This window comes from Erythrobacter sp. S267 (genome assembly GCF_057365045.1).
The window spans coordinates 1,288,557-1,301,096 of the sequence record NZ_CP200298.1 but is presented as its reverse complement, the minus strand read 5'-3'; the positions used below and the strand labels follow the sequence as shown (position 1 = coordinate 1,301,096).

Sequence of the window (12,540 nt, the reverse complement as noted above, 5' to 3'; positions counted from 1 at the left end):
CCTAGCCTTTGCGCCGCCCTGTGAGGGTGATGATCTCAAAGGTTTCGCTCACTTTTCCGTCATCGTCAGCCTGCTTGTCGAATGCTGCGCGTGCGCGGGCGACTGCGGTCTTGTTGAGAGGCGGTGCAGTCTTTGCCAAGACGCTTCCCATGCCTTGTTCGCGCAGGTCGGCAACAAGTCTGTCAATCGTCGAGTAGCGCGCGGTCAGAACGTGGCTGTCGACCACTGGATCCCCCCAGCCCGCGCGTTGAAGCAGCTGCGGGCACGAGCGCGGATCTACGAGTGGATGCATCCGAGCTGCGGGGCGTTTGGGCTCAGCGGCGAGCATCGCATGGCGAAGCTTGAGCAAACTCTGGCCGCCAATGAACGTTGCAATCGCAAGGCCGCCAGGGCGCAGCAACTCGCGCATCTGGATCAGTGCGCCTGGCAAGTCGTTGACGCTGTCGAGGCTGTTGATGCTGACGACCAAGTCGAAACTGTGCGCCTTGGATGTTAAGGGAGTGTCGAAATCCTCGGCAGAATAGGAAACGCGCGTCTCGGGCGGCCAAGGCGAGCGACTTGCAAGATGCTTTGCTCCGAACCCCTGGGTGAAGACATCATGCCCGTCATAGCGCACAAAGGCCAAGCGCTCGCAGATGTCTTCGGCCATCTCCTGCAAGAGAAATTCGGCGGTACGGGACTTCGCTGCCAAGTGCTGGGCCCGATTGTATCGGGCCAGCTTGCGCGACTTCGAGAAGATGATGGGCGGGGTGCTGCTCATGTGCTTAGCCTCTGCCGAGCTTGCAGGGGACACGCAAGAGGTGCACACTGCATCTCATGAGGTGGGGGTCGCAACTTACCAAAGGAATTGGGCTTGGCTTGGCGCCGGTGGTCGACCTCGTCTACCCGCCCCGCTGCCCGATGTGCGGTGTGTCAGTTGCCAACCACGGAGCATTGTGTGTTGATTGCTGGGGTCTGCTGGAGTTCGCGGATAGCGAACCCGATGACGCAGTGGTCGCAGCCACGATCTATAATGACGCCTCTCGCAAATTGATCCTCGCTTTCAAGCATGGAGGGAAGATTGCTCTGGCACCGTTGCTCGCGCGGCTTTTGGCATCAAAGTTACCCGATGTAGATCAGCCTCCCGCCTTGCTTGTCCCCGTCCCGCTACACCGATTGCGCCTGTGGGGCAGGGGGTACAACCAAGCTGGGCTATTGGCGACTGAGCTATCGAAAATGGGCAAAGGTGAACTGCTGATCGACGGGCTTGAGCGGCACAAGCGCACACCAAGTCTTGGCGGGTTGGGGCGTGCTCAACGCGAGAAGGCATTGGCAGGAGCGATTCGGGCGAAGCGCAGCGCCCGTGATCGCATAGCTGGAAGCGATATTGTGCTGGTCGATGACGTGTTGACTAGCGGCGCGACAAGCGATGTCTGCGTCAAGGCCCTGCTTCAAGCGGGAGCCAAATCAGTTCGTGTGGCTTGCTTTGCCAAGGTTGCGGATGGTCATCGGCCTAGTGGAAAGGGCAGGTAGGACCCAGAAAAGCGAAACGCCCGAGGTCCGTAAGGACCCCGGGCGCCACGTGACGAAATCGTTCAGATCCGCTCAAAAGAGCTCAGATAGCGACCCCCTAACTTCGCTATCAGGACCATGTCCCTCATTCGTTCAACTGATTGCTCCAACACCCCGCTGTTGGCTCCAATCAGTCACCCCCTGAACCTGGCTTGCCGTGACTTGCGTTACAGCATCGCCGCATGTTCGTGGGTGAGCGCCGAAACGCTCAATGACGGTCTTGTTCCAAAAGCGCTTACCAATCGGAAGGTAAAACAATTTCTTTGGCCAATTTTGATCCGCATCTGTTGTTATCGTGCAACAAACTGTCGCATAAGGTGAACCTCTTACCGCTCTCGGGCGGCCTATCCCCTCTTCAAGGAGCCCATTCGTGTCGGATTCATCCTCTCTCTCAATCTCGGAGCGTGAAACCGGGTCTCACTTTGCGCCCAAGTTTGATGCGAATGGGCTGTTGACCGCCGTCATCCTCAATTCGCAGTCAAAAGAGGTTCTCGTCGTTGCCTTTATGAATGCCGAGGCGCTCACCAGGACGCGCGTGACGGGCCACGTCACCTTCTGGTCACGTTCACGCGGAAAGCTTTGGATGAAGGGCGAGACTTCCGGAAATGTGCTAACGGTCGAGGAGATTTTGGTCGATTGCGATCAAGACGCTCTGGTAATTTATGCGCATCCCGCAGGGCCAACATGTCACACGGGGCGTCCGAGTTGTTTTTATCGTAAGCTTGATCCCAGTGCGCCAGACGACGTGGCTCTAAGTCCGCCATTGTCGTCGCCCTGTTGCGATGATTGACGCCAACCATGCTCCCGTGAAGGTCAAGCCTTGACGTTCACGTAAAGGGAAGGTATGCCGTGTTTCATGGCTACCGCACCCAACTCCAAGTCGAGCCCGGATCAGGCACAGGACGGCCTTAACACTGGTGCTCACCTCGATCGTCCGGACAAGCTGGCACGCGAGCAATTCTCCATCTCTGATCTGACGTCTGAGTTCGGATGTACGGCTCGCGCGTTGCGCTTCTATGAGGATGAAGGGCTGATCAGTCCTGCTCGTGTTGGCCTGACCCGCGTCTATTCAAAGCGCGATCGCGCGAGACTTGCGTGGATTATGCGAGCGAAGAATGTCGGCTTCAGCCTGACCGAAATTCGCGAGATGATCGATCTCTATGACCTTGATGATGGCCGTGTAGAACAACGCCGTGTCACGATAGAGAAGTGCAAAACGCATATCGCGAAGCTGAAAGCACAGCGCGCCGATATCGACTCTTCGATCAAGGAACTCACTCAATTCGTAGCCGATATCGAGGAACTCGACCTCGGTTAGTTCAGCCCTTCAAGGCCACTTCTTATTCAACCTCCGCTCAGCAAAGGGATTGCCTGATGCCCACCTACACCGCTCCGACCCGCGACACCCGCTTTGTCATCAACGAGATGCTGGACCTTGCTAGTTATGGCAATCTTCCGGGCTTCGAAAACGCCTCGCAGGACATGATCGACACCGTGGTGAATGAAGCAGGCAAGTTCTGCTCCGAAGTTCTCGCGCCGATCAATCAGGCAGGTGACGAGCATGGCTGCACACGTCATCAAGATGGGAGCGTAACGACGCCTCCGGGTTTCAAGGAAGCCTATGACGCCTATGTCGAAGCGGGCTGGGGCACTCTGGCGAAGCCGGAGGAATTTGGCGGCCAGAATTTGCCCCATGTGCTGGGTTTTGCGGTCGAAGAGTTTACGGCTTCGGCCAACCAGGCGTTTGGCATGTATCCCGGCCTTACCAACGGTGCGGCGGCCGCGATTGAAGCCGCTGGGTCGCAGGAGCAGAAGGAAACCTACCTGCCCAAGATGATCTCGGGCGAGTGGTCGGGCACCATGAATCTGACGGAACCGCATTGCGGTACGGATCTCGGAATGATCCGCACCAAGGCGGAGCCTCAGGCCGATGGCTCATACAAGATCACAGGCACCAAGATTTTCATCTCGGCCGGCGAGCATGACCTGACCAGCAATATCATTCACCTTGTGCTGGCGAAGACGCCGGGCGCTCCGGATAGCGCGAAGGGTATTTCGCTCTTCATCGTGCCCAAGTTCGTGCTCGACGAAAATGGCGAACCGGGTGAGCGCAATGGCGTCACCTGCGGCTCGATCGAGAAGAAGATGGGCATTCACGGCAATGCGACCTGCGTGCTCAACTATGACGAGGCGACCGGCTATATGGTCGGTGAGGAGAACAAAGGCCTCGCTGCTATGTTCGTAATGATGAACGCGGCGCGTTTGGGAGTGGGCATTCAGGGTCTCGCTCAGGCAGAGGTCTCCTACCAGAATGGCGTCACCTATGCGCTTGACCGGCGTCAAGGTCGCGCTTTGACTGGTCCGGCGGAAGCTGACGAGAAGGCCGATCCCATCTTCGTGCATCCCGATGTGCGACGGATGCTGATGGACGCCAAAGTCTTTAACGAAGGAATGCGCGCTCTGTGCCTATGGGGCGCTTTGCAAGTGGACCTGACGCACAAGGCCCAGACCGAGGAAGAGCGCCAGCTCGCCGACGATCTAATCGGCTTGATGACGCCGGTGATCAAGGGCTACGGCACTGACAAGGGCTATGACATCGCCAACAACATGCAGCAGGTCTATGGCGGGCACGGCTATGTGACCGAGTGGGGCATGGAGCAATTTGTGCGCGATAGCCGGATTGCGATGATCTATGAGGGCACCAATGGCGTGCAGGCGATGGATCTGTGTGGGCGCAAGCTTGCTTCCAAAGGTGGGCGCGCGATCCAGGCTTTCTTCAAGATGATCGACGAAGAGATTGCAGCGGCTAAAACTGACCAGGCACTCGCGCCTTTGGCTGAGAAGTTGGACAAGGCGCTGGCAGAGCAAAAGCAAGCGACCATGTGGTTCATGCAGAACGCGATGGCGAACCCGAACCACCTTGGGGCGGGCGCTCACCATTACATGCACATTATGGGCATTGTGACGCTTGGCCTGTTCTGGCTCAAAATGGCCAAGACCGCGAGCGCGGTGCTGGCAACAGACCCGAGCGATAAGGCCTTCTACGAAGCCAAGCTGACTTCGGCGGCTTACTATGCCGAGCGTTTCCTGCCGGATGCTGGCGCTCTGCGTCGCAAGCTGGAGGCGGGTAGCGACAATATGATGGCACTGCCGGAAGAGGCGTTTGCAACGGCGGCATAACACCCACCAAAAATTCGTCAGGATCAGGCCCGGCTCTTGGGGAAGAGCTGGGCCTTTTCTTTGCCAGTTGCAGATCATGCAAGTTGATGAAGCACATCCGTGAGATCGCTGTATCTAGCTGACGGCCCCAAGACGCACGAAACCCCGCCAGTATGGGGCGGGGTCGAAGGGGCGGGGGGATTTGATTGTTAAAGAGCAGTGGCTTTTCCGAGGCGTAGCAAAAGCTGTGTCTGTAGGAAATTGGGATGTCACAAGTTGGCGAGTAAGCGAGCTGCTCGCAGGTATGGCCTTGCTGCAGCGAGTTTGACCAGAGCCTTCTCACTCATCCATCAGCGGGTGATTGCCCAAGTCCCACCCAACGAAGTATTCTGCGCCGAGGGCTGACCCGTGCTTGCCCTCGGCAGCATCCTCGAGGCGCTCCACCATAGGAGTGAGCTTTTCCCGCAAATCCGCCGGAAAATCCGCAATCTGCCCCTTCATCAAACCACAGATCCGCATTTGCTCGCTCACTTCGAGGCGCGACATATAGGCCACCATTTGCCGCCACGCATAAGCGGACTGTTTGATCGCGAGCAGCTTTGCATGACGGTGGGCGGCCTTCTGCTGCAGCTTGCGCGTGATCCATTCGAAGGTTGCAAGCGCTGCTTGAGAAAAGTCGACACCGCGCAGCGGCAGCTGCTCAAACACCGCTGCCATATTGTGAGAGGTGAGGATCATTGCCTGCTCGATCACCCTGCCATTGTAGGCGACAGACCAACCCTGATCCGGGCCTTTGCCCGCTCGGTCAAAGCAATGCTGGCCAAAGCGATCTGGCGATAGGGTCGATGGTAGATCATAATACCGCGCGTAGAGTGAGCCATTGAAGTGTTTGACCGCGGCCGCTGCGGCCAATCCAAACGAATTGGAGAACTGGCCCATGAAAATGTCGGCGGCAATCTCACTGACAAAGGGTATCTTGAGCCCCGCGCTATTGCCCAGGCCCTGCATCTGCTCAATCACAGGATTAGGGAATTGCACTTGAGGGAAATGGGTGATCAGCAAGGAGACAAGCCGATCAAGCAGATCGAGCTCTGGCCGCGATGCACAATCACTATCGTCCCGGAACCGTGTCAGCGCGGCAACCCAGGGCAGCTCTTCAAGACGAACCTGCAATTCAAGGTTGAGCAGGAGGAGAGATCGCCGGCGATGAAAAGCCTCGTAGGCGTTGGCAAAGGCAAAACCGTGGCGCGGATCGCGGAACTGGCTGCGATACAATTCGCCCGCCAAACCGGGCAAGACTGCGCCCAAAGTCTCGGGTGAGCGGATCTGCCCGTTTTCGATCAGAGCCTCCACGCTTCCCAATTGCGCCAACCATACCTTGCGGCGGATTGACGGGGGCATCCGTGTCCCAGTGCTCGCACCGGGCCTCGCTTCTGAGCTTTTGACCGGTTCAGCGATTTCTTCCACATCCACTAGGCCATCTGTGTCCTCATGAGCGATGAGACGATCAGTCACAATTTCCGCCAAAGCGTCATGCATATTGTGAACGATTTGGGCCTTTTGAGCCTGTCGGCAGGCGCTACGTTCTTCGCCGTCGCCATACTTGGCGAGATAGTCTTGCCGATGCTGGTCCAGAAACCGCTGGTCGTCTGGTTTGAGTGTTTCCCCTTTTGCGAGGCTGGCCAGAATTTCGCGGCATCGCTGAAAACGACTGCCCGCCTTTTTCCACCGCGCTGCCATGTGCGACTTATCGGCTGCCTCGTAGTCGGATAGCCAGACCTGGGCCTGATCGATTTCGAGGCCAGCGTCTTGCGAAAGAATCAAATCCATCAAGCGATCATATAGCGGCAGCCATGTTTTGAGCGATGCGTTCTGAACCCGAATATCTTTGCGCGGGGTGACGGTTTTTAGAGCGTCGCGCAACTCAGCGACACTGCGGACACGCAGCCCCTCTGGGCGCGGCGAGAGACGAGCCCTTGGATAGAATCTCAGCCGATCGAAGTAGGGGGCGACTTCATTCAGTATTTCTTTTGCGGTTTCGGGATCATTGTCAGCCAGCAATGCGACGGAAACCAGCGCCATTTCCTCTGGCGTTCCTGCTTCATAGCGCTGCTCATCGATCCACTCGAACAATCGTTCAAGACCTTCATCCGACAAGAACCATCTGTTGAGCGTGCCTCGCACTGTGGCGACGTCTTTGGTGCCAATCTCCAGCTCTTTGGCGAGAACCAATTCTTGAGGGAGCAGCGGGCCACCTGCCGCATAGGCGCCCGAAGCAAAGCCGCCACGCAGGACTTCGGGCGTGGCCCAGATGGGCATGTCTTGGACCGGGTTGCGTTTGCCAATCCTCAGCTCACCGGTGAGTATGCCTGATAACACCTCGGACCACCGCCGCGCCTTTTCGGTTTGTCCACTCTCTTTGGCCTTGATGAACTGCAAGAAGGCATATGTGTCACCCGTCCTGTCGTTCATTCAGACTTTCTCCAATTTGTGAAGGTCCGAGGGCGGGAATTGCACCCGCGCTCTCCGGGTCAGAAGCCCGGCGCTTTTCCTACTAAGCTACCTCGGAACAAGACGCGCGAGAATATCAAGAAAGCTATGAACGGCAAGCTACACGCCATCGCTGCTGTGGAGACGCGAGCGGTAGACCAGTGGCCATTGGCGCTCACGCGCAAGCTTATGCAAACGCTTCTCGCAAAGTCGCCAGCGCGCGCTCGGTCTCATCCGGATCGACCTCTTCGCTTGCATCGCCGTAGCCGTAATCGTCGTTGGGGCCGGCATATTGGACGATCACTCCGTCGCGGCGGGAGATGGCTATTACGCCGTCATACCAGAGGGCGTAGCGAGCGGATGGCTGGGGCAGCAGCCAGCTGATTTGACCGCGTACGGGGAAAAGGGTCTCGTCCCAGAAGTCCTTCGCGCCATAACCCATGCAGTTGACGATCACGGGCTCAGCAAGACCCAATGCCGCCGCTCGGTCTGGAAAGGCCCGGCGGACCATTTTACCTCCAAGCTGGTGGAAGCGCCGCATCAACCGATCCGAATAGCGCGCGACGTTAAACGTCATCACCTGACCCTTGCGCCGCGCTTTGCCTGGGAAGGGGTCTCGCTCTGGGTCTGCATCGCTCCACGGCGGGGTGAGACCCCTTAAGCGGCGATCTAGATGCAGGAAGTCGCGCGAGGCGGGGGCCATGTCCAAACTTCCGCCGCGCAGGGCATATTGGGTCAGATGCTCGACCGGATCGTCGTCCAGACCTACCATCTGGATGTGTTTGGCGTAGGAATAGCGTGCCCATCGTTCCCAGCGTTCGGCGAAACCTGCCGGAGCTTGGCTTTGAAGAGCAATCCTGCTGCTTGGCGACCACACGCCCGTTGCGCGGGCGGAGCGGGTTTCGGCGGGGAATTCGTTTGCATAGATCGTGACCTTGGCGCCGGTTTCCGCGAGACGGATGGCGCTCGTCATCCCGATAACGCCAGCGCCAATGACCGCGAACTCGCCGTCTCCTTGAGAGCGTGCGAGGGCCATCGCCTCAGCCGCGCAGCCCCAGCTTAGCGACCAACCCGAACCGCCATGGCCGTAATTGTGCACGACGGTCTTCTCGCCAAAGCGCTCTACTTCAAGACGTGGACCGGCAGGTCGGAAAGGCCGGGTGCAGACGGTCACTTTCATCAGGTTCTGAAGATTGGCTCGCAGCGGCTCAATACGAGGAGGGGCGAGGGGTGCGCTCGCGCTCGCGAGACCCGGCGCCCGGCTGCACGCTCCCAGAAAAGCGGCAGCGCCGCCAGCCATGGCTAATCGCCGAGTGGTGTGCATGATTTCCCCTGTCCTTAGGCGACAAGGAATAGCCAATCAGTCTTGCAAGTTCGAGATGGGCCCTTGTCGAACCGGCCTATGCCAAGACCGGTCGGGCAGGAAAGTCGCGACATGACAGCGGAAATTTGGCGCTTTGTGCTGACCTTCCGCGTCAGCAAAGTGTGTCGCTGAATTGAGCCAACGGGTCGCCCGTTGGCTGGTTGCCGGCGGAGACCTTTGAAAAGGTCCCCGCCGGCCAGCACGATTAGTTCTGCGTTACGGTGGCAATGTTGCCCATGCCGCTTTGCGTAACGGCAGAGTAGTTGTCCGTTCCGTTCTGCGTCACGAAGGCCTGGTTCGTCGAACCGCTCTGCGTGATGAACGATTCGTTCAACGATCCGCCTTGGTTCAGCGTGGCAAGATTGTCCGTGCCCGACTGGTCGATTTCAGAGTAACCATCATCGCCGGTCTGAGTGGCGTTGGCTTGGTTGCCCGAACCGCCTGCATCGAGCTGGTCGATGAAGGAGTCATTGCCGCTGCCGATTTGCTCGACAAAAGCAATATCCAACGTTCCGGCCTGTTCGACATCAGCGAGGTTATCGCTACCCGATTGAGCAATCGTAGCGACGTTATCAGCGCCACCTTGGTTCACCAGCGTCTCGTTGAAATCGCCGGACTGGTTCACATCGACGGTGTTTTCCCGTGGCAAAGAGAAGTCTGAAAGCGAACCGCTCTGCGTGACATCCGAGATGTTGTTGTTGCCGGACTGGTTGATACCAACAGCCAACGTGAAGTTGGTGCCGAAGCCCGACTGGTTCAGAGTCGACATATTGTCATTACCCGACTGGTTGATGTTCGCGAATGTCGTATCGCCGGTCTGGTCAACACCTGAGGTGTTGCCGTTGCCGGACTGATCGATAAGCGCAAAGTTCGACGCACCCGTCTGGCTGACGGTTGAATCGTTGTCATCACCCGATTGGCGGACAACTGCTTGCGACGTGATGCCTGTCGGAAGATCCGGTGAGAACAAGCCAGATCCAACAAAACCAAACCCATCAGTTGCGGACTGAGTGACATCGGACGAGTTGCCGTTACCGGATTGCTCGATAAGAGCCTGCTGGTTGTCGAGCGATTGGCTTACAATCGATCCGTTGTCCGAACCAGTCTGACGGATGATAGCCAGGTTAGCATTGCCGAACTGCGAGACAAAGCTGTCGTTCATCGAGTTGCTCTGATCAACGGTCGCGCTGTTGTCATGGCCGTCCTGCATCACATCAGAGATGTTCGACACACCGCTTTGCGTGACAATTGCCGAGTTGTTGGCAACCGGCGGAGCACCCAGAGTGTTGGTCTGGCTGATCATGCTGTCATTGCCAGTGCCGCTTTGGTTGACCTCAGCAAACATCTGACGGCCTGGTCCGGTCGGAGCGGCATCAGCAAACTGAGCGATCGAGCTGGTGTGGTCAGCGCCGCTCTGGTTGACGTCAGCTTCCGAGTTGTTCGAACGGCCGGTCTGGCTCACGTCGCTGGTTTGGTTGTCGCCCAGCTGGTCAACAGTCACGACACCAAAGTTCGCCGACTGCAGAACGGTGCTGACATTGTCGTCACCAAACTGATTGACGCCCACAGTCACAAGACCGGAATCGCCTACATCATTGTCGAAGCCAGGCTGATTGACGGTCGAGGTGTTGTCGTTACCGTCCTGATTGACGCTGGCGAAGTTCTGAGCGCCGCGCTGGTCGGCGTTCGAGACGTTGCCCGACCCGTTCTGGGTGACGATCAGGACCTGATCAGCGGTGGTTGCCGCTGCGTTGTTGCGACCTTGGCTAGAGCTCGACGAGTTGCCGGTGCCGGTCTGCATGATGTCGGCGCTCGCGCTGTCATTGATTTGAGCGGCATCGATCGAGTTGTTGCTACCGTCCTGGCTGGTCGACACAAAGTTGCTGTTGCCGGTCGAAAGGCCCGCAGAACCCTGATCGATGATCGTCGTGTTGCTGTCGCCAAACTGGGTCGCATCAGCAACGTTGGCTTCCGTGCCGTCAATGCCGTCACCGTTCTGAGTGATGGTGACAGAGTTGGGTTGAGCAAACTGATTGTCGCTGTCCTGATCGACGGTCGCAGTGTTGTACGAACCGGTCTGAGTGATGTCGGAGTCGTTCGCTGCAACGCTGAAATTCTCCGAACCCGGAGGCGCCGTGTCCTGATCGACCGTGGCGGTGTTGTTGGTACCGTCCTGATCGATGTCGGACAGGTTTTCATTGCCGTCCTGAGTAACGGTTGCTGCGTTGTCAGCACCGTTCTGAATGATGACCGACTCTTGCGATTGCGCAAGAGCAGGGCCTGCCACAGCCAAAGCGGCGGCGGACGCACCTAAAAAGAGCACATTTTTCATTTGAATTGCCTTCCATGTTGAACACGTAAATTGGTGAGGACACCTCGGCACGGAATGTGGGAGGCGGCTCATCAACGTTGCGACATGGCTCCCGCGTGGCGGAGTGTGTCCCACCATGCGATTGCCAATTGCGTACCCGGCAGCGCTTTTGCGCTTGCTTTTTTATTGGGTTGCCAATGGGTTACACGGACCCATCAGTCGGACTTGTTCCACGACCCACCCCAACCACCGATGGAAACCTTCGGTGGTCTCAGACATTCAAGCTGGCCTGCAAAGGGGCTTCCCAAGCAGGCGCAGCCACGCTCCGGAAAATCCGGAACGCGTAAGAGATGGATCGATTGGAAGACGCGTTTTCAAATGCCGTCGCGAACGGCATCTTGCAGCTAAAGAACATCACAAATGCGTTGGCGCGAGCTTGGTAATGCAAGCTTCACAGACCACAGGAGCAACCTGAAGTCACAACGAATTTTGGACAATGCCCCTTAGTGCAACAATTTCCCCCAAACTGTCCGGCTGCAACACCGGAATGAGCAAACTTTCAAAGCTTGCCGGCACCCATCAACGACTTAACGAGTCGTTAACTAAATACTAGTTGTCCCTGCGAGGGAGTCTAGCGGATTCCGCGTATGCGGGCCCGTAGTCCCAAAATTGGACAACCCATTGGCGTGAATATGAACGGCGTAATAGGGGTGCGCGGAAACAGACCGCTGCCCCTAAGAGTAGGTGCTATTCCACCGGCAGGAAGTCCGGCACCGAAAGATAGCGCTCGCCCGTGTCATAATTGAAGCCAAGCACGCGGGTGCCTGCGGCGAGCTCCGGCAGCTTTTGTGCGATGGCGGCGAGGGTCGCGCCCGAGGAGATGCCGATCAGCATGCCTTCTTCGCGCGCTGCACGGCGGGCCATTTCCTTTGCATCTTCAGCATCGACCTTGATCGCGCCGTCAATCGCATCGGTGTGCAAGTTGCCGGGGATGAAGCCTGCGCCGATGCCCTGAATCGGGTGAGGGCCAGGTTCTCCGCCATTGATGACGGGGGAGGCGGCGGGCTCGACCGCATAGGCTTTCATGCCGGGCCAGCTCTTCTTCATCTCCTCCGCACAACCCGTCAGGTGACCGCCTGTGCCGACGCCAGTGATCATCACGTCCACTGGATCATCGGCGAAGTCGGAGAGGATTTCCTGCGCAGTGGTGCGCGCGTGGACCGCGGGGTTGGCGCCATTGTCGAACTGGCTCGGCATCCATGCGCCCTTGGTGTTGACGATCTCGGTTGCGCGTTCGATGGCGCCTTTCATGCCCTTTTCCTTGGGCGTGAGGTCGAAGCTCGCGCCATAGGCGAGCATCAGTCGCCGGCGCTCAATCGACATGCTTTCCGGCATGACAAGGATCAGCTTGTAGCCCTTGACTGCGGCGACCATGGCAAGGCCGATACCGGTGTTGCCGCTGGTGGGCTCAACGATAGTGCCGCCGGGGCCGAGCAGCCCCTTGGCTTCAGCATCCTCGACCATGGCCAGCGCGATGCGGTCCTTGATCGATCCGCCGGGATTGGAGCGCTCCGACTTCAGCCAGACTTCGTGATCGGGAAACAGGCGCGCAAGACGGATGTGCGGGGTGTTGCCGATGGTCTCAAGAATGTTGGCAGCTTTCATG

General features: G+C 58.0%; 9 protein-coding genes and 1 tRNA gene. 4 read left to right on the top strand and 6 right to left on the bottom strand.

Annotated elements, in window-relative coordinates; genetic code table 11:
• Nucleotide 1 precedes the first annotated feature (1 nt).
• Nucleotides 2-760: a methyltransferase gene (locus AC0V6X_RS06045; RefSeq protein ID WP_486183687.1), complete on the bottom strand. Its 759-nt coding sequence runs from the start codon at nt 758-760 to the stop codon at nt 2-4.
• A 107-nt stretch (nt 761-867) separates the two neighbouring features.
• Here AC0V6X_RS06045 and AC0V6X_RS06040 point away from each other — a divergent pair, with 107 nt between their 5' ends.
• The 4 genes from AC0V6X_RS06040 (at nt 868) to AC0V6X_RS06025 (ending at nt 4,731) form a co-directional block, all read left to right on the top strand.
• On the top strand, nt 868-1,512 hold the full coding sequence (locus tag AC0V6X_RS06040; RefSeq protein ID WP_486185520.1) for a ComF family protein: 645 nt from the start codon (nt 868-870) through the stop codon (nt 1,510-1,512).
• A 409-nt stretch (nt 1,513-1,921) separates the two neighbouring features.
• On the top strand, nt 1,922-2,341 hold the full coding sequence (hisI, locus tag AC0V6X_RS06035; RefSeq protein ID WP_486183686.1) for a phosphoribosyl-AMP cyclohydrolase: 420 nt from the start codon (nt 1,922-1,924) through the stop codon (nt 2,339-2,341).
• A gap of 66 nt (nt 2,342-2,407) precedes the next feature.
• On the top strand, nt 2,408-2,869 hold the full coding sequence (locus tag AC0V6X_RS06030; RefSeq protein ID WP_486183685.1) for a MerR family transcriptional regulator: 462 nt from the start codon (nt 2,408-2,410) through the stop codon (nt 2,867-2,869).
• Nucleotides 2,870-2,925: 56 nt separating this feature from the next.
• Nucleotides 2,926-4,731, top strand: a complete 1,806-nt coding sequence (locus tag AC0V6X_RS06025; RefSeq protein WP_486183684.1) for an acyl-CoA dehydrogenase C-terminal domain-containing protein — start codon at nt 2,926-2,928, stop codon at nt 4,729-4,731.
• A gap of 318 nt (nt 4,732-5,049) precedes the next feature.
• Here AC0V6X_RS06025 and AC0V6X_RS06020 read toward each other — a convergent pair whose 3' ends face one another.
• From AC0V6X_RS06020 to cysK, 5 genes are all read right to left on the bottom strand, one after another.
• Nucleotides 5,050-7,182, bottom strand: a complete 2,133-nt coding sequence (locus AC0V6X_RS06020) for a hypothetical protein (RefSeq protein WP_486183683.1) — start codon at nt 7,180-7,182, stop codon at nt 5,050-5,052.
• Nucleotides 7,183-7,206: 24 nt separating this feature from the next.
• Nucleotides 7,207-7,279, bottom strand: a tRNA-Arg gene (locus tag AC0V6X_RS06015).
• Nucleotides 7,280-7,387: 108 nt separating this feature from the next.
• On the bottom strand, nt 7,388-8,524 hold the full coding sequence (locus AC0V6X_RS06010) for an FAD-dependent oxidoreductase (RefSeq protein WP_486183682.1): 1,137 nt from the start codon (nt 8,522-8,524) through the stop codon (nt 7,388-7,390).
• A gap of 244 nt (nt 8,525-8,768) precedes the next feature.
• Nucleotides 8,769-10,895: a beta strand repeat-containing protein gene (locus AC0V6X_RS06005; protein WP_486183681.1), complete on the bottom strand. Its 2,127-nt coding sequence runs from the start codon at nt 10,893-10,895 to the stop codon at nt 8,769-8,771.
• A 726-nt stretch (nt 10,896-11,621) separates the two neighbouring features.
• Entirely contained in the window at nt 11,622-12,539 is a 918-nt protein-coding gene (gene cysK / locus AC0V6X_RS06000; protein ID WP_486183680.1) for a cysteine synthase A, read from the bottom strand.
• Between the last annotated feature and the right edge of the window lies 1 nt (nt 12,540).

Coding starts and splice junctions, on each gene's coding strand:
- AC0V6X_RS06030 (WP_486183685.1), top strand. CDS start 2,408: ATGGCTACCGCACCCAACTCCAAGTCGAGCCCGGATCAGGCACAGGAC.
- AC0V6X_RS06025 (WP_486183684.1), top strand. CDS start 2,926: ATGCCCACCTACACCGCTCCGACCCGCGACACCCGCTTTGTCATCAAC.
- AC0V6X_RS06045 (WP_486183687.1), bottom strand. CDS start 760: ATGAGCAGCACCCCGCCCATCATCTTCTCGAAGTCGCGCAAGCTGGCC.
- AC0V6X_RS06010 (WP_486183682.1), bottom strand. CDS start 8,524: ATGCACACCACTCGGCGATTAGCCATGGCTGGCGGCGCTGCCGCTTTT.
- AC0V6X_RS06020 (WP_486183683.1), bottom strand. CDS start 7,182: ATGAACGACAGGACGGGTGACACATATGCCTTCTTGCAGTTCATCAAG.
- cysK (WP_486183680.1), bottom strand. CDS start 12,539: ATGAAAGCTGCCAACATTCTTGAGACCATCGGCAACACCCCGCACATC.
- AC0V6X_RS06005 (WP_486183681.1), bottom strand. CDS start 10,895: ATGAAAAATGTGCTCTTTTTAGGTGCGTCCGCCGCCGCTTTGGCTGTG.